The sequence below is a fragment of the Bradyrhizobium sp. CCBAU 53340 genome (assembly GCF_015291645.1).
GTDB lineage: Bacteria > Pseudomonadota > Alphaproteobacteria > Rhizobiales > Xanthobacteraceae > Bradyrhizobium.
This window is the reverse complement of sequence record NZ_CP030055.1, coordinates 6,074,170-6,096,470: the sequence shown is the minus strand read 5'-3', so window position 1 is coordinate 6,096,470 and position 22,301 is coordinate 6,074,170. Positions and strand designations below refer to the sequence as shown.

Annotated in this window: 28 protein-coding genes; 12 read left to right on the top strand and 16 right to left on the bottom strand. The window is 64.0% G+C overall.

Annotated elements, in window-relative coordinates:
• Nucleotides 1–3: 3 nt before the first annotated feature.
• Entirely contained in the window at nucleotides 4–840 is an 837-nt protein-coding gene (locus XH89_RS28815) for a universal stress protein (RefSeq protein ID WP_194463735.1), read from the bottom strand.
• Nucleotides 841–1,050: 210 nt separating this feature from the next.
• On the opposite strand from XH89_RS28815, the gene XH89_RS28810 reads away from it, so the two are divergent.
• Both XH89_RS28810 and XH89_RS28805 read left to right on the top strand, forming a co-directional pair.
• The gene (locus XH89_RS28810; protein WP_194463734.1) at nucleotides 1,051–2,598 is read left to right on the top strand and encodes a Do family serine endopeptidase; all 1,548 of its coding nucleotides are present in this window, start codon (nucleotides 1,051–1,053) and stop codon (nucleotides 2,596–2,598) included.
• A gap of 276 nt (nucleotides 2,599–2,874) precedes the next feature.
• Entirely contained in the window at nucleotides 2,875–3,237 is a 363-nt protein-coding gene (locus tag XH89_RS28805) for a hypothetical protein (RefSeq protein WP_246767642.1), read from the top strand.
• A gap of 13 nt (nucleotides 3,238–3,250) precedes the next feature.
• Here the strand turns inward: XH89_RS28805 and XH89_RS28800 are convergent, their stop codons facing one another.
• Together XH89_RS28800 and XH89_RS28795 are read right to left on the bottom strand one after the other, a co-directional pair.
• Complete coding sequence (locus tag XH89_RS28800) at nucleotides 3,251–3,520, bottom strand: DUF6496 domain-containing protein (RefSeq protein ID WP_194463733.1); 270 nt, start codon at nucleotides 3,518–3,520, stop codon at nucleotides 3,251–3,253.
• Nucleotides 3,521–3,644: 124 nt separating this feature from the next.
• Nucleotides 3,645–3,839 (bottom strand): DUF3072 domain-containing protein, encoded by a 195-nt coding sequence (locus tag XH89_RS28795; protein ID WP_194463732.1) that lies wholly within the window; start codon nucleotides 3,837–3,839, stop codon nucleotides 3,645–3,647.
• 115 nt (nucleotides 3,840–3,954) lie between these two features.
• On the opposite strand from XH89_RS28795, the gene XH89_RS28790 reads away from it, so the two are divergent.
• The 3 genes from XH89_RS28790 to XH89_RS28780 are packed head-to-tail and all read left to right on the top strand — an operon-like array spanning nucleotide 3,955 to nucleotide 4,656.
• Nucleotides 3,955–4,176 carry a hypothetical protein gene (locus XH89_RS28790; protein ID WP_194463731.1) on the top strand — a complete coding sequence of 74 codons (222 nt, stop codon included), beginning with the start codon at nucleotides 3,955–3,957 and terminating at the stop codon, nucleotides 4,174–4,176.
• A gap of 34 nt (nucleotides 4,177–4,210) precedes the next feature.
• Nucleotides 4,211–4,420 carry a hypothetical protein gene (locus XH89_RS28785; RefSeq protein WP_194463730.1) on the top strand — a complete coding sequence of 70 codons (210 nt, stop codon included), beginning with the start codon at nucleotides 4,211–4,213 and terminating at the stop codon, nucleotides 4,418–4,420.
• Between the two features lie 35 nt (nucleotides 4,421–4,455).
• A complete protein-coding gene (locus tag XH89_RS28780) occupies nucleotides 4,456–4,656 on the top strand; it encodes a hypothetical protein (protein WP_194463729.1) in 201 nt (66 codons plus the stop codon).
• Between the two features lie 60 nt (nucleotides 4,657–4,716).
• On the opposite strand, the gene XH89_RS28775 is transcribed toward XH89_RS28780, so the two are convergent.
• Nucleotides 4,717–4,962 carry a hypothetical protein gene (locus tag XH89_RS28775; protein WP_194463728.1) on the bottom strand — a complete coding sequence of 82 codons (246 nt, stop codon included), beginning with the start codon at nucleotides 4,960–4,962 and terminating at the stop codon, nucleotides 4,717–4,719.
• 92 nt (nucleotides 4,963–5,054) lie between these two features.
• A complete protein-coding gene (locus XH89_RS28770) occupies nucleotides 5,055–5,324 on the bottom strand; it encodes a hypothetical protein (RefSeq protein ID WP_194468666.1) in 270 nt (89 codons plus the stop codon).
• Between the two features lie 142 nt (nucleotides 5,325–5,466).
• Here XH89_RS28770 and XH89_RS28765 point away from each other — a divergent pair, with 142 nt between their 5' ends.
• Nucleotides 5,467–5,688: a hypothetical protein gene (locus XH89_RS28765; RefSeq protein ID WP_194463727.1), complete on the top strand. Its 222-nt coding sequence runs from the start codon at nucleotides 5,467–5,469 to the stop codon at nucleotides 5,686–5,688.
• Here XH89_RS28765 and XH89_RS28760 read toward each other — a convergent pair.
• The gene (locus tag XH89_RS28760) at nucleotides 5,685–7,178 is read right to left on the bottom strand and encodes an HWE histidine kinase domain-containing protein (RefSeq protein WP_194463726.1); all 1,494 of its coding nucleotides are present in this window, start codon (nucleotides 7,176–7,178) and stop codon (nucleotides 5,685–5,687) included. The two genes, XH89_RS28765 and XH89_RS28760, sit on opposite strands and share 4 nt — an antisense overlap.
• A 14-nt stretch (nucleotides 7,179–7,192) precedes the next feature.
• The gene (locus XH89_RS28755; protein ID WP_194463725.1) at nucleotides 7,193–13,486 is read right to left on the bottom strand and encodes a HAMP domain-containing protein; all 6,294 of its coding nucleotides are present in this window, start codon (nucleotides 13,484–13,486) and stop codon (nucleotides 7,193–7,195) included.
• Between the two features lie 294 nt (nucleotides 13,487–13,780).
• Between XH89_RS28755 and XH89_RS28750 the strand changes: the two genes are divergently transcribed.
• Complete coding sequence (locus XH89_RS28750; protein ID WP_194463724.1) at nucleotides 13,781–14,077, top strand: hypothetical protein; 297 nt, start codon at nucleotides 13,781–13,783, stop codon at nucleotides 14,075–14,077.
• Nucleotides 14,078–14,082: 5 nt separating this feature from the next.
• On the opposite strand, the gene XH89_RS28745 is transcribed toward XH89_RS28750, so the two are convergent.
• The gene (locus tag XH89_RS28745) at nucleotides 14,083–14,595 is read right to left on the bottom strand and encodes a DUF4142 domain-containing protein (protein WP_194463723.1); all 513 of its coding nucleotides are present in this window, start codon (nucleotides 14,593–14,595) and stop codon (nucleotides 14,083–14,085) included.
• 98 nt (nucleotides 14,596–14,693) lie between these two features.
• Here XH89_RS28745 and XH89_RS28740 point away from each other — a divergent pair, with 98 nt between their 5' ends.
• Both XH89_RS28740 and XH89_RS28735 read left to right on the top strand, forming a co-directional pair.
• The gene (locus XH89_RS28740; RefSeq protein ID WP_194463722.1) at nucleotides 14,694–14,888 is read left to right on the top strand and encodes a hypothetical protein; all 195 of its coding nucleotides are present in this window, start codon (nucleotides 14,694–14,696) and stop codon (nucleotides 14,886–14,888) included.
• A 342-nt stretch (nucleotides 14,889–15,230) separates the two neighbouring features.
• A complete protein-coding gene (locus tag XH89_RS28735; protein ID WP_194463721.1) occupies nucleotides 15,231–15,440 on the top strand; it encodes a hypothetical protein in 210 nt (69 codons plus the stop codon).
• Nucleotides 15,441–15,647: 207 nt separating this feature from the next.
• Here the strand turns inward: XH89_RS28735 and XH89_RS28730 are convergent, their stop codons facing one another.
• Nucleotides 15,648–15,896, bottom strand: coding sequence for a hypothetical protein (locus XH89_RS28730; protein WP_194463720.1), 249 nt, complete (start codon nucleotides 15,894–15,896; stop codon nucleotides 15,648–15,650).
• 159 nt (nucleotides 15,897–16,055) lie between these two features.
• On the opposite strand from XH89_RS28730, the gene XH89_RS28725 reads away from it, so the two are divergent.
• Complete coding sequence (locus tag XH89_RS28725; protein WP_194463719.1) at nucleotides 16,056–16,214, top strand: hypothetical protein; 159 nt, start codon at nucleotides 16,056–16,058, stop codon at nucleotides 16,212–16,214.
• A 148-nt stretch (nucleotides 16,215–16,362) separates the two neighbouring features.
• Here the strand turns inward: XH89_RS28725 and XH89_RS28720 are convergent, their stop codons facing one another.
• From XH89_RS28720 to XH89_RS28690, 7 genes are all read right to left on the bottom strand, one after another.
• Nucleotides 16,363–16,839 carry a hypothetical protein gene (locus XH89_RS28720; protein WP_194463718.1) on the bottom strand — a complete coding sequence of 159 codons (477 nt, stop codon included), beginning with the start codon at nucleotides 16,837–16,839 and terminating at the stop codon, nucleotides 16,363–16,365.
• Entirely contained in the window at nucleotides 16,839–17,186 is a 348-nt protein-coding gene (locus tag XH89_RS28715) for a DUF3147 family protein (RefSeq protein ID WP_194463717.1), read from the bottom strand. The genes XH89_RS28720 and XH89_RS28715 overlap by 1 nt, the downstream gene beginning before the upstream one ends.
• Nucleotides 17,183–17,767, bottom strand: a complete 585-nt coding sequence (locus tag XH89_RS28710; RefSeq protein ID WP_194463716.1) for a phosphatase PAP2 family protein — start codon at nucleotides 17,765–17,767, stop codon at nucleotides 17,183–17,185. The genes XH89_RS28715 and XH89_RS28710 overlap by 4 nt, the downstream gene beginning before the upstream one ends.
• 78 nt (nucleotides 17,768–17,845) lie before the next feature.
• The gene (locus XH89_RS28705; RefSeq protein WP_194463715.1) at nucleotides 17,846–18,736 is read right to left on the bottom strand and encodes an SDR family oxidoreductase; all 891 of its coding nucleotides are present in this window, start codon (nucleotides 18,734–18,736) and stop codon (nucleotides 17,846–17,848) included.
• Nucleotides 18,737–18,938: 202 nt separating this feature from the next.
• On the bottom strand, nucleotides 18,939–19,487 hold the full coding sequence (locus XH89_RS28700) for a DUF4142 domain-containing protein (protein WP_194463714.1): 549 nt from the start codon (nucleotides 19,485–19,487) through the stop codon (nucleotides 18,939–18,941).
• A gap of 80 nt (nucleotides 19,488–19,567) precedes the next feature.
• Nucleotides 19,568–19,795 (bottom strand): hypothetical protein, encoded by a 228-nt coding sequence (locus XH89_RS28695; RefSeq protein ID WP_194463713.1) that lies wholly within the window; start codon nucleotides 19,793–19,795, stop codon nucleotides 19,568–19,570.
• An 8-nt stretch (nucleotides 19,796–19,803) separates the two neighbouring features.
• Nucleotides 19,804–21,603 (bottom strand): thiamine pyrophosphate-requiring protein, encoded by a 1,800-nt coding sequence (locus XH89_RS28690; RefSeq protein WP_194463712.1) that lies wholly within the window; start codon nucleotides 21,601–21,603, stop codon nucleotides 19,804–19,806.
• A gap of 136 nt (nucleotides 21,604–21,739) precedes the next feature.
• On the opposite strand from XH89_RS28690, the gene XH89_RS28685 reads away from it, so the two are divergent.
• Nucleotides 21,740–22,114, top strand: a complete 375-nt coding sequence (locus tag XH89_RS28685; RefSeq protein WP_194463711.1) for a PRC-barrel domain-containing protein — start codon at nucleotides 21,740–21,742, stop codon at nucleotides 22,112–22,114.
• A gap of 27 nt (nucleotides 22,115–22,141) precedes the next feature.
• Nucleotides 22,142–22,300, top strand: coding sequence for a hypothetical protein (locus XH89_RS28680; protein WP_194463710.1), 159 nt, complete (start codon nucleotides 22,142–22,144; stop codon nucleotides 22,298–22,300).
• The last annotated feature ends 1 nt before the right edge of the window (nucleotide 22,301 follow it).

Below are 22,301 nucleotides of genomic sequence, written 5' to 3'. Positions count from 1 at the left end.
TCGCTAATGCGACATCAGGGTCGGGATCGTCATAGCCTCGAGCATGGCGCGGGTAACGCCGCCGAGAAAACGCTCCTGCAATCGCGAATGGCCGTAGCCGCCCATCACCAGCAGATCGAGATTCTCGTCGGCCGCCAGTGACAGGATGGTCGGCTGGACATCGGCGCGCGTGGCCGAGAGACTGACGGTGCGAGTCGACAGGCCGCGCCGTCCGAGATGCTTGGCGAGATTGTTCGCCGAGACCTCACCGGAGACGGTGTCGGACTCGTTGATGGCGATGATCACGATATCCTCGGCGCGCGCCAGAAATGTCGCTGCATCGCGCAGTGCCCGCGCCGCAACGCGGCTACCATCCCAGCAGATGCCGATCCGTTTCGCCCTGAAGGTTCCGCGGAACGTATAGGGCAGGAACAGAACCGGGCCGCCCGCCTGAAACAGGATCTCGCGGGGTACGTCGTTGTCGAATGAGACCTGCTCGGGATCCGGCTGAAGGACGACGCTGAGATCGTGCAGCCGCGCCATCTCGCCGAGCGAGCCGGCTGCATCCACCGGAATCGCGCCAAGCGGATAGCAGGTATAGGAGATATCGGCGTTCGCCGCTTCGGTCTTGAACACCGCGAGTGCTGCCTCGGCCCGCTCCACCGCACGCTCGCGTTCCATCTCGAACACGGCCGCTACGGCAGCACCGCCCTCCATTACATAGGCTGTGCTGCTTGCGACATAGCCGACTGCGACCGCATCGACATGGGCATTGAGGCTGGCCGCAAGCGAGATCGAGCCTTCGACCACCGCCCGCATCGGCCGCTCGGTCGGGACATGGACGAGAATGTCTTTGTACATGGCGTCGCCTCCAATGGGTCATTCGATCGGCGCAGCCTTTCACGATGCAAAAGGTTCGCGTTGAGCTGCATCAAATCTGTGGCGGGGACGATGCCCTGCGTCCGCCGGACGAACCTTCTTTGCCAAGATTTAATCGGATGGACGGAGCGCCGTAAGGTGACGATGGCCATGTTGGGGGCAAGGCGACTTACCCAACATGGACATTTCGACATGATCGATCGCGTCAATTCCGACACCAGCACGTCCCGCAAAATTCTAAGGCCGCGCCGGCTGGCGCTGCTCGGCACCGTGGCCGCGCTTGGCGCGGCCGTGCTGGCGGCTTCTCCCGCTTCAACGTCGTTCGGCGTGGCTTCCCTGATTTCGCCTGCCCAGGCCGCTGAAAGCACTGCGACGCCGCCGGGCTTCGGCGACCTCGTCAGCAAGGTCAAGCCGGCCGTCATCTCGGTGCGGGTGAAAATCGACCAGGACAACGACAAGAGCGCGATGCTGCAACAGAACCGGATGGATCAGGACGAAGATTCTCCGTTCGACCAGTTCTCGCGGCAGTTTGGCTTCCGCGGTCCGGGCATGAACGGCATGCCGCACCAGCGGCACCAGGTGATCACGGGCGAGGGCTCCGGCTTCTTCATCTCCGCCGACGGCTATGCCGTGACCAACAATCATGTCGTCGATCACGCCGAGTCCGTGCAGGTGACGATGGACGACGGCACGATCTACACCGCGAAGGTGGTCGGCACCGATCCGAAGACCGATCTCGCGCTGATCAAGGTCGACGGCAAGAAGGACTTTCCGTTCGTGAAATTCTCCGACCAGAAGCCGCGGATCGGCGACTGGGTGGTCGCGGTCGGCAATCCGTTCGGCCTCGGCGGCACCGTGACGGCCGGCATTGTCTCGGCCAGCGGCCGCGACATCGGTAACGGCCCCTATGACGACTTCATCCAGATCGATGCGCCGATCAACAAGGGCAATTCCGGCGGTCCGGCCTTCGACATGAATGGCAACGTCATTGGCGTGAACACTGCGATCTATTCGCCCTCGGGCGGATCGGTCGGCATCGGCTTCGACATTCCGGCCTCGACCGCAAAGCTCGTCGTCGCGCAGCTCAAGGACAAGGGCGCCGTCACCCGCGGCTGGCTCGGCGTCCAGGTGCAGCCGGTGACCGCGGAGATCGCCGACAGCCTCGGCCTGAAGGCGGCACGCGGCGCGATCGTCGACAATCCGCAGGATGGCAGCCCGGCGGCGAAGGCTGGCATCGAGGCGGGAGACGTCATCACCGCGGTCAATGGCAGCGCGATCAAGGACTCGCGCGATCTCGCCCGCACCATCGCCACCTTGGCGCCGGGCACGTCCATAAAGCTGGATGTCGTCCACAAGGGCGACAGCAAGACGGTGACGCTCGCTCTCGGCGAGCTGCCGAACGAGCGGCAGGCCAAAGCTGATGACGGCAAGGCTGATGACGGCAAGACGCAGCAGGCTCCCGGCATGCCGCGTCTCGGCCTTAGCCTGGCACCGGCCGGCGAGGTCCAGGGGGCCGGACAGACGGGCGTCGTGGTCACCGAGGTCGATCCGCAGGGACCGGCAGCGCAGCGCGGCATCCAGACCGGCGACGTCATCCTCAACGTCGGCGGCAAGGCTGTCGCCAATGTCGGCGATGTTCGCTCCGAGCTGGCGCAGGCCAAATCGTCCGGCAAGAACAGCGTGCTGTTACAGGTGAAAAACGCGCAGGCGACCCGGTTCGTCGCGGTGCCGCTCGCCTGATTGCCCAGTCCGGTAGCAACTTCAAAGAAGGCGGCCTCACGGGCCGCCTTTTTCCTGTGCGGCTGCGAGATACCCACAGATCGCCGATAACATTCTCGTTAACGGCAGCAATGATGACGGGTTCGTCCGAAAAAGCCGCGTTCGCGCGTCACACTTCGAAGTTGCGTGCTGTACTTTGGCGGCAATGAAGCCGCCGAGGCAAACTGCAGGGTGGAACTTTCGGACGTCCGGCCGCTTTGTGGAACCGGCCGTGGTTCGCATTTGATCGGTGCCGACATGGATCGATTGAAGCTCTCGCTGAGGCTTGTGCTGCTGGCGGCACCTCTGATGCTGCCGACCGGAAGCGCCATAGGGCGTGACGACGGCCGCTTCAAGGATTCGCCCCTGAAGCCCTGGTTCGACAGCCTGCGCAGCCATCTCGGTCCATGCTGCTCGGATGCCGATGGCGTCGCGGTGGCCGATCCTGATTGGGAATCGTTCAATGGACACTATCGCGTTCGCCTCGACGGGCAGTGGGTCGAGGTCCCCGACGAAGCCGTGATCACTGAACCGAATCGCGCCGGCCGCACCATGGTCTGGCCGGTCAAGACAGTGTTCGGCATTTCGATCCGCTGCTTCATGCCCGGCAGCATGATCTGACGCGCGGTCGGCGTTACCGCTTGCTGGATTTGCGCTTCGAGCTCTTCTTCTTGCTTGTCTTCTTCTTGCTCGTCTTCCGCTTCGATGCCTTCTTCGGCACCTTCTTGCCCTTCTTGCGCGCCTTCGACAGGCCGATTGCGATCGCCTGCTTGCGGCTCTTCACGCGTCCGCCGCGACCGCCTCGTCCGCTCTTCGCGGTCCCCTTCTTGTAGCGTCGCATCTCGCTCTCGACGTCACTGCCTGAGCTGCGTGAGTAGCGGCGCTTCTTTGCCTTGCGTGCCATCGACTCTCTCCCTTGGCCCAGGAAGAGAACAGGAGTGCTGACGCAACGTTCCAACGCGCCGGTTGCACGCCTCAGCAAAAGCGCCAGCCGGCGCGTCTTAACAAAAGCGCCGGCCCGGCGCGTTCTAGAACGAGTTCGCCAGTTCGATCTCCGCTTCCAGCGCCTGGATGCGGCGCGCGGCTTCGGCAAAGGAAAGACCCCGATCATATTGCGCGGGCTGGTAGGCCTCTTCGCTCAACCGCTTCAGCCGCAGCCCCTGCGCCCGGGTCATCTGCTCCATGAGAAAAGCCTTGGCGTCGTATTTACCCTGAACCTGCATGTTCGCGCTCCGTCGTGAATTCCTGGCTTGACTATATGTTCTTATTTTGTTCTAACAAGCCATGGACAACAGAATTAATGAAATTCGACGTAAAATCAGCGTCTTGAGGCTGGAGATGGCCGACGTCGAGGCGTCCGTGCGCGATCTCGTCAACCGCGATCGCGACTGTACCGAACAAGTCCAGGCTCAGATGAATCTGCGCCGCAAGATCAATCTGCTGATCGGTGAATGGAAGGCCGCTGGCGGGGGCGAGGTCTTGCCCGACATCCGCGACCGGATGCGTCTTCGGCCGTTGAGGAATGAGACGAGGGCGGCCGGCACGGCCGCACGTCGCTGAGAAAGATTGCGCCCGCAGCGGATGGAGGCTGGCGGTGGAGGAAGACCCGGACACCTACCGGATCCTGAAGCTGCGCGCCGAGATCCTCGAATTGGGCTCCGCGATCCGCCAATTGCAGCGTGAGGGCCTCGACGATGCCGCGGCCCAGCTCCTGATCGCGCGCAAGCGGGCCCAGCTCGACCACCTCGTGAAGAGGGGCTCCGTGGGCAGCTGCCTTAACATCACTGACATCCGACGCAGCTAAAGCGGTCGCGCAACGCGACATGCCGGAGCTCGTCGATGCCGGATGCCGAAATGGCAGCACTGCTGCAGGCGGTTCTTGATGAAGTCTGCGCGGACCTTGCCCCGTTCGATACAGCGACGCGCGAGCGCGTTGCCGCGAGACTGAGCAACCGCATTCGGTCGGGGCGCTGCTCGGTCGACGATTTGAAGCAGGCCGGGCGGGATGCTCTGATCCGTGCACCGACCATGTGGCCCTGAGAAGATTTGAGCCCGAAGCAAAAGGCCCCGCTGCCGCGGAGCCTTTTCTTCCCGTGAAACTTACTTGGTGTTGCTCGGGGCGTTCTTGTTGTTCATGGTGCCGCCCTGGTCGGAGCCGGGGCCGGAGCCGCCCTGTCCAGACGCATCGCTGCCCTTGGACTTCATGTTGGCGCCCGTCGTCTGCGACCCCGTCGTCGTCTGCGACATCGAGTGATGCTTCTTGTGGGACTTGGCCTGCGCGGCGAACGGCGCGGCGGCGAGACCGGTTGCCAACATCACGGCGAGAGCGAGCTTGGTCGTCTTCATGTGGGGGAACTCCCTGGGTTGAATTGACGCAGGCAGCCAACCGCTATTTGCCTCAGGAGTTCCCAAGAAAGCGTCGCGGTCGTTCACCTGCTTCAAGATTCCTTGTCCTCGTTGAGGATGAACACGACGCCCGTCAGCGCGGCACCGATGGCAAATGTCGTCACCATCGTGACCACGAAAACGAAGGCGGCCCCGCTGCCGCCGTGGTTCAGCAATTCTGCGACCGCAGGATTGGCCAGAAGGAGTGCGAGCGTGAAGATCAGACCGAGTGCGGCGCCCATCATTGCGTGCGTCATCAATTTGATAACGCCCGTGGGAGAGATCAGGCTTGGCAACTTGTTGGGCGACTTTTTTGTGCGCATGGAACTGCCATAGATATGGCAGGCCAACGCGTGCCCTGACCTCCGGTTCCAACTCGCATGAAGGAATCGTCAACAGCCGCTTCATCCGACGTTCATGCCCAATTTGCGAGGGTGAGCGCCGTCAACACGGGAAATATTCGCTATGGGTAAGGTGGTCTTTCTCTATCGCTCGCTGGCCTACCGTAACGCAGCGGCCGACATGTTACGCAAGGCGCGCAGGCTCCCGCACGGTGTGGAGCGCAGCGCGGCCCGCCGCTACGCGAAAGCGTTGCGCGATCTGGCGAAAACGGAAGCCTGGCTCGAAGGGCGTGTCGCTGATGAACCGCAGCCGATGCAACGGCTGAAAGTCGCGGCGTCGCGCTAGCCCGATGCACGCTGCAGTTCGGGGGAGGTGCTGGCCTCGAACTTGTCCTGCGCGGCCGACGTTGGCGCGCTCTTGCGGGTCAGCGGCACCTCAAGGCGGCACAACAGTCCCTCTGAACGCCAATCGAATTGCGCCTGTCCGCCGAGCTGGGATTCGACGCTGGCCAGCAGGCTTCTCGTGCCGAAGCCGCGCGATTTCGGCGTCCTGACCTGTGGTCCTCCGGTCTCCTCCCAGGTCAGCGTGAGAAGATCGTTCTCGGCCTGCCAGCCGATCACGAGCCGTCCCGACCGGGTCGAGAGCGCGCCATATTTCGCCGAATTGGTGAAGAGCTCGTGCAGTGCCAGCGCCAGCGTCTGCGCGGTCGCGGGCAGCAACTGCACTTCGGGACCTGCCAGCTTGATCTGTCCGCCGGGCGAATAGGGCGCAAGCTCTTCGTCGATCAGCCTGGAGAGTTCGGCGCCCTGCCAGCTCGACAACGACAGGATGGTGTGCACGCGGGCAAGGGCATTGATGCGCCCTTCGACTGCATTGACATAGGCCTTCATTTCGTCGGCGCGGGTGAGGCGCACGATCGACTGCGCCAGCGCCAGCGCATTCTTGGCGCGGTGATCGACTTCGCGCGCCAGCAGGTTCTGCCGTTCCTCGGCGCGCTTGCGTTCGGTGATGTCGACGGTGACGCCGCTGACCCGCACCACGCGACCATTCGGATCCGCGGTTGCGGCCGCCGTGCCGACGCACCAGCGCACCTCGCCGTCGGGCCGGACGATGCGGAATTCCGTCTCGTAGGCGCGCGTTCCCTTGTTGAATTCGGCGATGGCCTTGCGCAGCTGATCGACGTCGTCTGGATGCAGCAGTGCCTGAACGTTGGCCGGATTGACCTCGAAGTTCTCGGGATCGACGCCGAAGATGCGATATTGCCCGTCGTCCCACATCCAGTCGCCGCTGACCCAGTCCCAATCCCAGGATCCCATCTTGCCGGCGGCAATTGCCATGCTGCGCCGCTCTTCGCTCTCGCGCAGCTTCGCGGTGGAATTCTCCAGCTCCGCGGTGCGGGCGCGGACGCGATCCTCGAGATCCTGGTTCAGGCGTTCGAGCTCACGCGTCTTGCGATAGAGCTCGGCAAAGACCTTGACCTTGGCGCGGAGCACCTCCGGCACGACCGGCACCGGCACGTAATCGACCGCGCCCATCTCGTAGCCGCGCAGCCGGTCGATGTCGCTGACCTGGATCGCCGAGATGAAGATCATCGCGGTCTTCTGGAAGCGCGGGTGCTCCCGGATCATCGCGGCGAGCTCGAAACCGTCGAGCTCGGGCATGCAGACGTCGACCAGGATCACCGCGATTTCGGTCTTGAGCAGCACCTCCAGCGCCTCGCGGCCGGACGAGGCGACCACGAGGTTCTCGCCGAGTTCCTTCAGGATCACCTCGTAGGCGAGCAGCTTGGCCGGCTGGTCGTCGACGAGGAGGATGTTGACCTTTTCGTGGTCCATTCTCGGATCCAAACTCAACGGTGCAGCCACATGCGGATCGCAAGCAGCAATTGGTCGGTGTTGACGGGTTTGGCGAGATAATCGGAGGCGCCTGCCTCCAGGCATTTCTCGCGGTCGCCTTTCATCGCCTTCGCCGTCAGTGCAATGATCGGCAGGCGGAGGAAGGCCGGGTTCTCCCGGATCACGCCGATGGTCTGATAGCCATCCATCTGCGGCATCATGATGTCCATCAGCACGATCGCGATTTCCGGGTTGGATTCCACCAGCGTCACCGCCTCACGGCCGGTGGTCGCGGTCAGCACCTTCATGCCGCGCCGCTCCAGCACGCTCGACAGCGCGAAGATGTTGCGGGCGTCGTCGTCGACGAGCAGCGCGGTCTTGCCGATCAGATCCTCGTCGGAACTGTTCAGCTTCTCCAGCATGCGCTGCTTCTCGACCGGCAGCTCCGTGATGACGCGGTGAAGGAACAGCGCGGTCTCGTCGAGCAGCCGTTCCGGCGATTCCACGCCCTTGACCACGATGCTGCGCGCCATGGTGTGGAGCTCGGCGTCTTCTTCGGCCGAGAGCTCGCGGCCGGTGAAGACCACCACGGGAACGTTCGACAGCGCATCGTCGCGCCGGATCTCGTCCAGCACCTCGAAGCCGCTCATGTCCGGCAGCCTGAGATCGAGCACCACGCAATCGCAGGGCGCCTCGCGCAGCATCGAGAGCGCGCCGGCACCGGTGTCTGTGGTCACGATCTCGATGTCGTCGTGATGCAGCAGTTCGCGGATCGACAGCTGCTCGGCCTCGTTGTCCTCGACGATCAAGAGCCGCTTGCGCCGCGGCCGGGCATATTCCTTGATCTGCGTCAGCGCGGCAGAGACCCCTTCGGTCGTCGTCGGCTTGTTGACGAAGGAGAAGGCGCCGCGGGCCAGCGCATGCTGGCGGTCTTCGTCGAGCGTGATGATCTGCACGGGAATGTGGCGCGTCAGCGGATTGTGCTTGAGCTGGCTCAGCACCGTCCAGCCGAGCATGTCGGGCAGGAACACGTCGAGCGAGACGGCCCTCGGCTGATACTGTTTTGCGAGTTCGAGCGCCTCCGCGCCGCGTGCGGCGACCAGCACCTTGAAACCCTTGTCGCGCGCGAGGTCGACCAGAATGCGCGCGTAATGCGGGTCGTCCTCGACGATCAGGAGAATGCTGTCGCCGGGCTCCAGATTGAGCCGGTCGTCGGGCAATTGCTCGATGACGCGCTGCTGCTCCGGTGCGGCCGGCTGTAGGGCCGGCGGCTGATTATACTGCGGCGCCGGTGCCGTGCGCGGCGCCAGCGTCGGGCCGGAATATTTCAGCGGCAGATACAGCGTGAAGGTCGACCCCTTGCCGGGCGCGCTGCGCAGATGGATTTCGCCGCCGAGCAGGCTCGCGAGCTCGCGGCTGATGGCAAGGCCAAGTCCCGTGCCGCCATATTTGCGGCTGGTGCCGGCATCGGCCTGCTGGAACGCCTCGAAGATCAGCTTCTGCTTCTCCAGGGGAATGCCGATGCCGGTGTCGGAGACCTCGAAGGCGATCACGGCGGGCGCCGAATTTAGCACCGGATGGTCAGTGCCCCAGCCGCCGAGCGCGCCGGCAACCTGCAGCCGCACTTCGCCTTCGGCGGTGAACTTGAAAGCATTGGAGAGCAGGTTCTTCAGCACCTGCTGCAGGCGCTTGGAGTCGGTGACGATGCTGCGGGCAAGGTTCGGATCGACGTCGATCTTGAACGACAGATTGCGGTTCTCCGCCTCGTGCCGGAACGGCCGCCCGACCGTCTCGAGCAGGTTGGCGGTGAGGATTTCCTCGGCGTCGACCGTCACCGTGCCGGACTCGATCTTGGACAGATCGAGAATGTCGCTGATGAGGTTGAGCAGGTCGGTACCGGCGCCGTGGATGGTGCGGGCGAATTCGACCTGCTTGGCGGAGAGGTTGCCGTCCGGGTTGTCGGTGAGCTGCTGGCCCAGAATGAGGATCGAGTTCAGCGGCGTGCGCAGCTCATGGCTCATATTGGCGAGGAATTCCGACTTGTACTTCGAGGTCAGCGCGAGCTCGGTTGCCTTTTCCTCGAGCGCGCGGCGGGCCTGCTCGATTTCCTGGTTCTTGCGCTCGACCTCGACGTTGCGTTCGGCGAGCTGCTGCGCCTTCTGCTCGAGCTGGTCGTTGGTCTGCTGCAATTCGCGCTGCTGCGTCTGCAGTTCGCCGGCGAGCTGCTGCGATTGCTTGAGCAGGCCTTCGGTCTGCATCGTCGCTTCGATCGAGTTGAGCACGATGCCGATGGAGTCGGTGAGCTGCTCCAGAAACGTCATCTGCGAGGTCGTGAACGAGGTGAGCGAGGCGAGCTCGATCACCGCCTTGACCTGGCCCTCGAACAGCACCGGCAGCACCACGAGGTTCTTCGGTGCGACACGGATCAGCGCCGAGTTGATCGGCACTACGTCGGCGGGAATGTCGGCGACCACGCGCGGGCGCCGGTCGACCGCGCACTGGCCGATCAGGCCGTCGCCGAATTGCAGCACGCGTTGATAGGGATAGACGCCGTCGCCGGCATAGGAGGCGAGCAGCAAAAGCTGCGGATTGTCTTCGTTCTCGACCTGGTAGATCACGCCGGTGTGGGCGTTCACCAGCGGCGACAGCTCGGTCAGCAGCAGCCGGCCGACGGTGGCGAGATCGCGCTGGCCCTGCAGCATGTTGGTGAACTTGGCGAGGTTGGTCTTCAGCCAGTCCTGCTCGGTGTTCAGCTCCGTCGTGAGACGGAGATTGGTGATCATCGTGTTGATGTTGTCCTTCAGCTCCGCGACCTCGCCGCGGGCGTCGACCTGGATCGATCGCGTCAGATCGCCCTTGGTCACGGCGGTCGCGACTTCCGCGATCGCGCGCACCTGCGAGGTGAGGTTGGCCGCGAGCAGGTTGACGTTGCCGGTGAGGTCCTTCCAGGTGCCGGCCGCGCCGGGCACGTCGGCCTGGCCGCCGAGACGGCCTTCGACGCCGACCTCGCGCGCCACCGACGTCACCTGGTCGGCGAAGGTCGCGAGCGTCTCGGTCATGTTGTTGATGGTGTCGGCGAGCGCCGCGACCTCGCCCTTCGACTTCACGGTGAGGTTCTGCTTGAGGTCGCCGTTGGCGACCGCGGTCACCACCTTGACGATGCCGCGGACCTGCTCGGTCAGGTTCGCCGCCATGAAATTGACGGTGTCGGTGAGGTCCTTCCAGGTGCCGGCGACGCCGGGCACCTGGGCCTGGCCGCCGAGCTCGCCTTCGGTGCCGACTTCGCGGGCGACGCGGGTGACTTCGCCGGCGAAGGCGTTGAGCTGGTCCACCATGGTATTGATGGTGTTCTTCAGCTCCAGAATTTCGCCCTTCACGTCCACGGTGATCTTGCGCGACAAGTCGCCGCGCGCCACCGCCGTGGTGACTTCGGCGATGTTGCGGACCTGCGTGGTGAGGTTCGCCGCCAGCAGGTTGACGTTGTCGGTGAGGTCCTTCCAGGTGCCGCCGACGCCGGGCACGACGGCCTGACCGCCGAGCCGGCCTTCGGTGCCGACCTCGCGCGCCACGCGCGTCACTTCGGCGGCGAAAGAGCGCAGCTGCTCCACCATGGTGTTCAGGGTGTCCTTCAGCAGCAGGATCTCGCCGCGGACGTCCACCGTAATTTTCTTGGAGAGGTCGCCGCCGGCGATCGCGGTCGCGACCTCGGCGATGTTGCGGACCTGGGCCGTCAGGTTCGAGGCCATGAAGTTGACGTTGTCGGTGAGGTCCTTCCAGGTGCCGGCAACCCCGGGCACTTCGGCCTGGCCGCCGAGCTTGCCCTCGGTGCCGACCTCGCGGGCGACGCGCGTGACTTCGCCGGCGAAGCCGTTGAGCTGGTCCACCATGGTGTTGATGGTGTTTTTCAGCTCGAGGATTTCGCCCTTCACGTCCACGGTGATCTTGCGGGATAAGTCGCCGCGCGCCACGGCGGTGGTGACTTCGGCGATGTTGCGGACCTGGGCGGTGAGGTTCCCCGCCATCGAGTTCACGCTGTCCGTCAGGTCCTTCCAGGTGCCGGCGACGCCGGGCACGTTGGCCTGGCCGCCGAGACGGCCTTCGGTGCCGACCTCGCGCGCCACGCGCGTCACCTCGCCCGCGAAGCGGTTGAGCTGGTCGACCATCGTGTTGAGGGTATCCTTGAGCTGAAGGATTTCGCCGCGCACGTCCACCGTGATCTTGCGCGACAGGTCGCCGCCGGCGATGGCGGTCGCGACCTCGGCGATGTTGCGGACCTGGGCGGTGAGGTTGCCCGCCATCGAGTTGACGTTGTCGGTCAAATCCTTCCAGGTACCGGCGACACCAGGCACCTGCGCCTGACCGCCGAGCTTGCCTTCGGTGCCGACCTCGCGCGCGACGCGCGTGACTTCGCCGGCGAAGGCGTTGAGCTGGTCCACCATGGTGTTGAGCGTTTCCTTCAGCTGAAGGATTTCGCCCGACACGTTCACCGTGATCTTCTTCGACAAATCGCCCTTGGCGACCGCGGTCGCGACTTCGGCGATGTTGCGGACCTGGCCGGTCAGGTTCGAGGCCATCGAGTTGACCGAGTCCGTCAGATCCTTCCACGTACCTGCAACGCCGCGCACCTGGGCCTGGCCGCCGAGCTTGCCTTCGGTGCCGACCTCGCGCGCGACGCGGGTGACTTCGCCGGCGAAGGCGTTGAGCTGGTCCACCATGGTGTTGATGGTGTCTTTGAGCTCCAGGATTTCGCCGCGGACGTCCACGGTGATCTTCTTGGACAAGTCGCCGCCGGCGACCGCCGTCGTCACCTCGGCGATGTTGCGAACCTGCGCGGTCAGGTTCGACGCCATCGAGTTGACGCTTTCCGTCAGGTCCTTCCAGGTGCCGGCGACGCCGAGCACGTTGGCCTGGCCGCCCAGTCGTCCCTCGGTGCCGACCTCGCGCGCGACGCGGGTGACTTCGCCGGCGAAGGCGTTGAGCTGGTCGACCATGGTGTTGAGCGTTTCCTTCAGCTGAAGGATCTCGCCCGAGACGTTCACCGTGATCTTCTTCGACAAGTCGCCGCCGGCGATGGCGGTCGCAACGTCGGCGATGTTGCGGACCTGCGCGGTCAGGTTCGAGGCCATGAAGTTGACGTTGTCGGTCAGGTCCTTCCAGGTGCCGGCCACACCGGGCACCTGGGCCTGGCCGCCGAGCTTGCCTTCGGTGCCGACCTCGCGCGCCACGCGCGTCACTTCGGAGGCGAACGAGTTGAGCTGGTCCACCATGGTGTTGATGGTGTCCTTCAGCTCCAGGATCTCGCCGCGCACGTCCACGGTGATCTTGCGCGAGAGGTCGCCGCGCGCCACGGCGGTGGTCACGTTGGCGATGTTACGGACCTGTGCGGTGAGGTTACCGCACATCGCGTTGACCGAGTCCGTCAGGTCCTTCCAGGTGCCGGCGACGCCGGGCACGATGGCCTGGCCGCCGAGCTTGCCGTCGGTGCCGACTTCGCGTGCGACGCGCGTCACTTCGGAGGCGAAGGAGCGCAGCTGGTCCACCATGGTGTTGATGGCTTCCTTGAGCTGAAGGATCTCGCCGCGGACGTCGACGGTGATCTTCTTGGACAAGTCGCCGTTCGCGACCGCGATCGTCACCTCGGCGATGTTGCGAACCTGGTTGGTCAGGTTGTTCGCCATCGAGTTGACGCTCTCGGTCAGGTCCTTCCAGACGCCGGTCACCTCGGGCACCTGGGCCTGGCCGCCGAGCTTGCCCTCGGTGCCGACCTCGCGCGCGACGCGCGTCACCTCGGAGGTGAACACGCCGAGCTGCTTGATCATGGTGTTGACGATGTTCGCCGACTGCAGGAATTCGCCGCGCAAGGGGCGGCCGTCGACATCGAGCTTGACGGTCTGAAGCAGATCTCCTTGCGCCACCGCCGCGACCGCGCGCGTCACCTCGCGCGTCGGCCACAAGAGATCGTCGATCAGGGTATTGACCGAGCCTTCCATGTCGGCCCAGGAGCCAGAGGCAAGGCCGAACTTCACGCGCTGGCGGGTCTTGCCTTCCCGCCCGACCACCTGGCCGACCAGCTCGAGCTGCTGCGCCATGCGCTGGTTGGCCGCGATGATCTCGTTAAAGGTGTCGGCGATCTTGCCGTCGATGCCGAGATAGTCGCCGCTCATGCGCACGGAGAAATCGCCGCTCCGCATCGCCTGGAGCGCGAGCAGCAGTTCGGCCCGGGAATCCGGCTCCGACGTGCCGTTGGGTTTGGGTTTTGGGACGCGACGACCGGAGCGTGATGCTGTTCCGGGATCGAGGTCGCTCATACTGATTCCCCCGCAGGCGTCGGCCGAATCCTATGGCGTGACGCGTCTGATCAAAATAGAGCGTCAGCCAAATTCGAAATCAAGCGCCAAGGTTGCGACGCGAGGAATTGGAACCTGCCGTGCTCAGCCCGGCCACAATAACGAGCAAAGCTATCGAGAGTTCCACCTGATTACGTAAAATTTCTCAGCCCTTAGGAGGGGCCTCGCATTGTTCCAATTTCGAAACTCCCCATCGACCACTAGGAACGCCGGGACAGGCCCTGAGGTTAGCCCGCGAACACAGGGAGAGCGCATATGAAAGCCGGATTGGCCGTCTTTATCGCCGCATTATTCGCCACCGGATCGGCACTGGCACAGGCCGGCGCGCCGAGCGGGCGCGGTGCCGTGACCGGCGATCCCGCCGCAAGCTCGGCCACCCCGCAGGCGGATTCGCAGACCACGGGGACCGCCACAAAGTCGAACCCCAGCGGCAGCGGCACCTCGACCTCGGGTGGCAAGGATGCCAATGGCGATGCCGGCCGGGACAAGATGCCGGAGAGCGATCGCACCGTGCGGCCGCTGGACCAGCAGCATCATCCACAGGATAAGTAAGGCAGCTACTTGTCGGCCATGGTGCGCTCGGCGTCTTTCAACTGTGCGCGGAGCACCGGCAGGTGCTCGCGTGCGAAGGCGGCGAGCGCGGGATTGTCGGGCGTTCTGAGATAGCGTTCGAGCAGGGTGATGGTGGATTCGTATTCGGGAATCTGCGCGGCATAGAAGCTTCTGACATAGGCTGGCCCGTCCAGATCATCGGGCTTGGCGAGGCTGGCGGCTGTTGTCGCCGTCTTGCTCACCCGCGGCTCGGTCCCGATCGCGTTCTGGATCGCCTTCAACGCCTTGTCGCGCTTGGCCGCCTCTTCGGCGCGCAGGGCGGCGAGGTTCTTCACCTCCGCGTTGCCTTTCAGGTCGGTGCTCTCCAACAGGCCCTGCTGGAAGCGGCTGAAGGCGTAGAGACCGCTGATGACGTCCGTCGCGTCGGGCGCGCGGTCGCCGCGCATCTGCTCGCCCGTGCTGTCGGCAAGCGCTGCGGTGCTGATGAAGGCCAGGACGATCGCGACAAGGATCCGCATGACTGTTCAACGACCGACGGCGATGCTAGGTTCCGGTGGAAGTTACGATCCGGTAAGGGCGGTTGCAGGCGGGGAGTTCCGTACCCACGTGTTTGTCCATGAAACAGTCTGACATCTTCAGGGACAACGCCGAGAACTGCCTGCAATTGGCCGAACGCTCGGAAGGGCAACCCGCCTATAATCGCTATTCGCGCATGGCGGATGCCTGGACGGCACTGGCGAAAGAGCAGGACTGGCTCGATGGCGAAGTCCCGCCCGTTCAGGTCACCGTTCTGCGCGGCCAGGGCGTCTGACCACTCGCTTTTTCGTGACTCCGCGTGTGAGACCGCTCACGGAAGGAGCGAGACCAATCAACGATCATTCGGGGAATAGCTGATCGCGCTGATTTTTTGATTCCAGAAGGAGGTTTTGCGATGGCTCCACGTCTGGCACTTCTCTCACTCATTGTCGCCTTTGGCGTTTCGGTCGCGTTCGCGACGGTCACGACGGTCCGGCAGGTCCATCAGGAAAACGCATCTATCGCGATGCACGCGGCCCATAGCTAGCGCTGCATTCCTCTCGTCTCGCCCATTTCGGAACATTCGGCGCACCGGAGCGTAAGCGCCGTGAAGCATCGAAAGAGGCGAGAGGATAACATGGCACATTCCGACCACGGCATCGTCAGGGACAAGCGCGCGGAGGAACAGCCGCGCGATAAGCAGCGTGCACAGACGGTGCACAAGACGAACCAACAAAAAGGCTCGCCGTCGCGTGAGGGGACGCGCGATCCCAAGCTCAACGACGATAGCAAGACACCGGGCTCGGGCATGACGCCGGATGATTCCGGTTCGGCGCCGAGCGGCTAAAGCATGATCCGGAAGAATGCGTAGCGGTTTTTCCGAAAGGATCAACGGACGAAAAGATCGAAGGACAGCGTGAGGAACGAATGCCCGCGCGGAGAGTCGACTGATTGCTTCCGGTTGTCATGCCCCCGGTGAGCCGGAAGCAATCTCCAAGGACGGCCCTGGCACCCCCCGTGCCGGGGTCGTTTGCTTGGCGCGGTGGCGTTCGGATCAGTCTTCGTTGCCGCTTTCAGGTTCGCCCTGGGTATGGCCCTCAGGCCCGCGGCCGAACACGCCGAAGCTGCTCGACTTGATCCCTGCCGCTGCGTCAACGCCTGCGCCGGCGAGCCCAAACTTGAGCAGTTCGCGGACCGCTGCGGCGCGGGTCGGCATGCGGTGCTTGAACCGGAAATCGTCAACCGCGGCCAGCTCTTCCGGAGAAAGCATGACCTGGAGGCGCTCGGCGCGAAGGTCATTCATGGTCGATCACACAAAGTGAGTAAGTTGAGTAGCTTGCTCAACGCGAGTTCCGCAGGAATCGACAAAATCCCCAAATGAGTAAAAATACCCAGTAAAATCAATAAGTTATATTGAAACGACTCGCTGCCTGGCGCATTCTCCTGCAAAGGGAGAGCCGCCATGACGGACGAAGTCAGGTTACCCCGTAAACTTTCCGAAGAGCCTGAAGCGCCGAAGCCGGTGCGTCCAAGCCATCAGAAAGTCATCGACCAGCTCGAGCGCTGGGCCAACAGCCCCGGCCTGCAACCACCAAGGACAGATGATGCGAAGACGATCTGAGCCCCATACATTCGAGCAACGTCTCGACGCACAGAGACTGCGTCTCGAACACGAGTTGGCGCGTCTGCCGGATGGTAGCGAACGGAACGCCATCGCGACGCGTCTCGAGCAGCTTCAGACTGCTGCGGAAATGTACGATTTCCTGATGCTACGTGAGACGACCGCGGCCTCTCACTGATTTCGCTGCGCCCTGGTGGCGCATGGTGAAGCGAAGCTTCCGCCTCAATAACCAAGCCGACACGGACACCGCGGTCCAAGCCAGGATCGCGGCTGCAAAGGCGCCGATGACGCTGGCCGGTACCGTCGCGCAGAAGACGGCCGCGAATGCAGCGAGGCCCATGCTTCCGAGACCAGCACCTGCGGCGTCCAATGCTGCGGCCTGCTGCCCGCGTCGCTGTCCGCGCAGACCCACCTTCTCCTTGGCGCGACGCTCATGGCTCTCGATCAGCGTCGCACTGGCACAGAGGATGGCAGGGAGCGCAAGGAAGAGTCCGCCGACGGCGACGCCAAAACGTGCGCCAATGACGCCAGTGAAAACCGTCGCCAGTCCACCGAGCAGGAAGCGGACACCGTACTCGTACCACCGCGTCCGCTTCAGGGCCGACAATGACAGCTTGACCGGCATCAGGCGGCACCCCCGAAACCTGCGAGCAGGGCAAAGGCAACCGCAAGCCATACGACGAACGCAACGGTGGTGGCAGGAAGCGCCGCGAAACGAAATCTCATCAGGAGATGGCAGACGGCAAGGCTGTAGCAGGCGAGGGCTGCTGCACCATAAATCATGGTCCAGCTTTCCGCCGCCGCATATTGCGCCCCGTGTTGGACGACTGCGATGCTCAGCGTCGCCAGCGCCACCGATGGCGCAGCGCCGAGGAGGCCGCCAAAGCTCTTGGGCCGCAACATGTCGCCGAGGATTGCGAAGGCGGACACGATCACGCCGCCGGCGATGAAGCGGAGGATATATTCGGTCATGGCCGTGCTCGTCGATCCGCGGCAGCGCGGCTGCGCCCTGCAAGCGTCCACGGTCTCAGCATCCGCTCGACGACGATGCCCAGGGTGAAGCCCGCGACCACATCGCTCGCCCAGTGCGCGAGCAGCGCGACGCGCGTCAAGGACAGGGCTGTCGCGATCGTGCGTACGAGGCGTCGCCGGGCGGGTGGTAGCAGGCCGGCGGCGGACGCCAGCGCGCCCATATGGACGGCATGTCCGGACGGAAAGGCATCGCGCGCCCGTCCCGAGATCGGAACGCCGCGGCGATGGCCTTGCACCGTCACCCGGTCCGGCCTGGTTTGATCGAATACCGATTTCAGGACGTGGGGGAGTATCGCCGTCACGAGGGACACTGCGAGGATGTGGTTGGCCGCAAGGCGTTCTTCAGTGGGTCGTTTCCTGGCGTAGAGCCAGCCCGCAACGGCGAGGGCGAGCAGCACATGCTCATCCGCGCCCCACGTCAGCGCTTCGGCCGTCTCCTCGACTTCCGGGGTGGTGTGGTCTGCGATCTCATTGGCGATCGCGACATCGATCTGTGTAGGTTTGACTGTTACAAACGCCATTGATCCAGGAATAACGTAAGGGTCTCCGCGACAGTTTTGTAAAAGCCGAGCGCCGCCGTTCGTTCCTGAACCGAGGTGTTACGGTTGTCCCGCGCCGCCCGCAGAGCCATAGACTTGGCCGGTGGCATAGCTCGCATCGGCCGCCGCCAGCTGCACATAGATCGAGGCAAGCTCGGCTGGCTGGCCGGGGCGACCGAGCGGCGTCATCTCGCCGAATTTTTCCAGCTTTTCCATCGTGGCGCCGCCCGAGACCTGGAGCGGCGTCCAGATCGGTCCCGGTGCGACGCCGTTGACGCGGATGCCCTTGGAGGCGAGCTGCTTCGCCAGCGACTTCACGTAGCTCATCGTCGCGGCCTTGGTCTGTGCGTAATCGTAGAGATCCGGTGAGGGATCGTAGGCCTGCTCGGATGTCGTGCCGATGATGCAGGATCCCGGCTTGAGATGGGGCAGCGCCGCCTTGATGATCCAGAATGGCGCGTAGATGTTGGTTTTCATGGTCGCGTCGAAATCCTCCGACGAGACGTCGAGGACAGAGGCGCGCGTCTGCTGCCGGGCCGCGTTGTTGACGATGATGTCGAGCCCGCCCAGACCCTGTATGGCTTGCGCGACCAGTTTCTTGCAGAACGCTTCGTCCATGAGGTCGCCGGGGATTGCGAGGCCGGTGCGGCCTTCCTTCTTGATCAGCGCGATCACCTCCTGCGCATCCGGCTCCTCCGCCGGCAGATAGTTGATGGCGACGTCGGCGCCTTCGCGCGCATAGGCGATCGCAGCTGCCCGGCCCATGCCGGAATCGCCGCCGGTGATCAGCGCCTTGCGGCCGGCGAGCCGGCCGGAGCCCTTGTAGCTGGTCTCGCCGTGATCGGGGCGCGGCTCCATCTTGCCGGCAAGGCCGGGCCAGGGCTGCGACTGTTTCTTGAACGGCGGCTTCGGATAGCGGGTGACGGGATTGATCAGGTCTTGCTCGGTCATGTCTGTGCTTGCCTTCGCTGTCGAGGATGCCAGCGAAGCCGAAGCAAGCGCAGCGCTTGCCGCGTGGACGACGTGCCGGCGGGATACGGAAGGCCTGTCTTGATGTGCCATGAGAGGCTCCGCGAGTTTGCAGTCCCAACCCACGGAGAAAAGCATCGTTGCTATCAGAGGGCGCCGGCAAAGCCGACGCCCTCGAAAGGTGCTACTTCGATTGTCCGACGCTTGGCGCCCTGCCAAGCTCCTTGGCCATGTCGAGGTGATGGCGCAGCGCCGGCAGCGTCTTGTCGGCCCAGTCCTTCAGTGCGGCATTGTCGCCGCCCTTGGCATAGCGGTCGAACAGCGAGATCGCGTCTTCGTGGGCGCTGACCTGATAGGAATTGTAGTCCGAGCTGAAATCCTTGCCCGAGGCATTCTTGAGCTTGTCCAGCTTGCTCTGGTGCGAACTGTCGAGCGCCGTCGGCAGGGTTGCCTGCACCTTGCCATTGACGAGGGCCTTCAATTCGCCGCTGGTCTTGGTGTGGTCGGTCACCATCTGCTGTGCGAAGGATTTCTCCTGTGCGTTGCCCTTCTGCTCGGCGAGCTTGCTCGACTCGATCTCGAACATGTCGCTGATGGCGACCTCCTTGACGAAATCGGCGGTGGCCGGCGCGACGCCGAGCGCGGAGTTGACACCGGTCTTCTCGCCGATCGACTGGGCGAGCGCCGGGCCTGCGATGAGCGCGCAAGCAAACGCGATGACGGTACGTTTCATGATCTGTCCCTCTGATTGGCCGCACGGCTCTTGCCGCGCGGATCTTTGCGGCGATCAACACGGCCTCGCGAGCGAGGTTCCTAATCCGTCGGATTGCGGCCCGTGCGAGGATTGATCGGATCGGTCGGCTTGCGCCGCAACCGCTCGGGGAGGAACGGCTCTGACGGCGAGGCCGAGGGATCGGCGCGCACGTCGGCATGGCGCTGTGCTCGCTCATGCGGTGTCTGGTTGGTGTTGATCCGGTATTTTACGTCGACGCCGTCGACGGGATCGTTGACGCCATGCTGAATGTCACGGAAATCGCTCATGGTTCACCTCACTCCTTTCCTGGCAGGATCTTTTCGAGCACCTGCCGCGCCGCTCCCTTGATCATGCCGCTCTCGTTGGGGTCGCCCTTCAGCAGCGCGAGCGAGAAATTCTTGGCCTGCTGCAAGGTGATATGCGGCGGCAGCGGCGGCACCTCGGGATCCGTCTTCACCTCGAGCACGACCGGCGTCTCGCTCGCCAGCGCCTGCTCCCAGGCCGAGCCGAGCAGTTGCGGGCTGTCGACGAAGATTCCGTTGAGGCCGATCATCTCGGCAAAGCGGAAATAGGACACGTCGGGAATGCGCTGCGAGGCCTCGAATTTGGGATCGCCATTGATGATGCGCTGCTCCCAGGTGACCTGGTTGAGATCCTCGTTGTTGAAAACGCAAACGACGAAGCGCGGGTCGCGCCAGGATCGCCAGTATTTCGCCGCGGTGATCAGCTCGGCCATGTTGTTCATCTGCATGGCGCCGTCGCCGACCAGCGCGATCACCGGCCGGTCCGGGTGGGCGTATTTCGCCGCGAGCGCGTAAGGGACCGCAGCGCCCATCGAGGCGAGACCGCCCGAGAGCGAGGCCGTCATGCCGCGCCGCATCTTGAGGTCGCGCGCAAACCAGTTGGCGCAGGAGCCGGAATCGCTGGTGACGATGGCGCGGTCGGGCAGGCGCGGCGAGAGCTCCCAGGCGACGAGCTGTGGATTGATCGGCGCCGCGGGCTGATGCGCACGCTCGTCCAGCGTCGTCCACCATTTTGCGACGTCCGCCTCGATGCCCTTGCGCCAGGCGCCGTCGCTTTTGGGGGCGAGCCGCGGCAGCAGGCTTCGCAGGGTCTCCGCGGCATCGCCGACGAGGCTGACTTCCATGGGAAAGCGGATCGATGTCATGCCGGCATCGATGTCGATCTGCACGCCGCGCGCGGCGCCCTCCTTTGGAAGGAATTCGGCGTAAGGGAACGCGGAACCGACCATCAGCAGCGTGTCGCATTCCATCATCATGTTGTAGCTCGGCTCGGTGCCGAGCAGGCCGATCGGGCCCGTCACCCATGGCAAATCGTCCGGCAGTGCCGCCTTGCCGAGCAGCGCCTTGGCACAGCCGGCGGATAGGCGGTCGGCGACCGCGATCACTTCGTCCGTGGCCTGCAGCGCGCCGGCGCCGATGAGCATCGCGACCTTCTTGCCGGCGTTGAGCACCTCTGCGGCATGATCGAGTTCGGCCTCGCGCGGTATCACGCGCGGGGCGCTGTAGCCGACGCCGGAATGCAGCGTGCCATGCGCGCGCGACGGTCCTTCATAGGGCTCTTCCTGCAGATCGTTGGGCAGGATGATGGCGGTGGGAGTCCGCCGTGCCAGCGCGATGCGCACCGCGCGGTCGATCAGGTGCCGCACCTGCGCCGGTGAGGAGGCCTGCGCGACATACGCGCCCGCGACGTCCTTGAACATCGAGACCAGATCGAGTTCCTGCTGATAGCTCCCGCCGAGCGCGCTTCGCGCCTGCTGTCCGACGATCGCCAGCACGGGCTGGTGATCGAGCAGCGCGTCGTAGAGCCCGGTGATGAGATGCGAAGCGCCGGGGCCCGACGTCGCGATACAAACGCCAAGCTCGCCGGAAAACTTCGCATAGGCTGATGCCATGAACGCCGCCATCTCCTCGTGTCTGGCCTGCACGAAGCCGATCCTGGTCTCGGCCTTGGCCTCCGCGCGGTTCATCGCGCCGAACACGCCGTTGATGCCGTCGCCGGGGTAGCCGAAGATGTGGCGGACGCCCCACTGATGCAGACGCTGAACGATGAAGTCGGAGACGGTCTGGGACATCGCGGGCGGCTCCTGGTTTCCTGAAAATCAAGAACGGTGCGTTCCCGGCGATGTTCCTGTCAGGCCGCGGGTCGCGTCTGGAACGATCACCCCGACCGGCAAGTTGGTTCATACGTTGGCTGAGTGGAGAACAGATATGTTGAATCAAGGCGAGCTGGATCGCAGCGAGATGGGCCGGCTGATCGGCAGCGACAAGGTCGAGGGAACATCGGTCTATGGTCTCGATCGCAACCGGATCGGTTCGATCGAGCGTGTGATGATCGACAAGGTCAGCGGCAAGGTGTCCTACGCCGTGCTCGGTTTCGGCGGATTTTTAGGGCTCGGCAACGATCACTACCCCTTGCCCTGGCAGTCGCTGAAATACGACACCGAGCTCGGTGGCTATGTCACCGGGATCACCGCCAAGGCGCTCGAAGGAGCGCCGAAATATGGCGAGCGCAGCGATTGGAACTGGGGCGATGACGCCGCCATGCGCGGTGTCAACGCCTATTACGGCGTTCCCTTTGCTTAAAGCCTCGTTACAGACAAGGGAGACCTGATGAGCAAGGAAAAGCCCACCGACGATCCCCGGCAGCAAAATGACTGGGGATCGCACGCCCAGACGGACAAGCCCTGGAAGGGCAATCCGGAGAAGGAGCAGAAGTCCGGCGACAAAAAGCCGGATCTGGAGAAATGGCACGAGACCAAAACGCATTGAG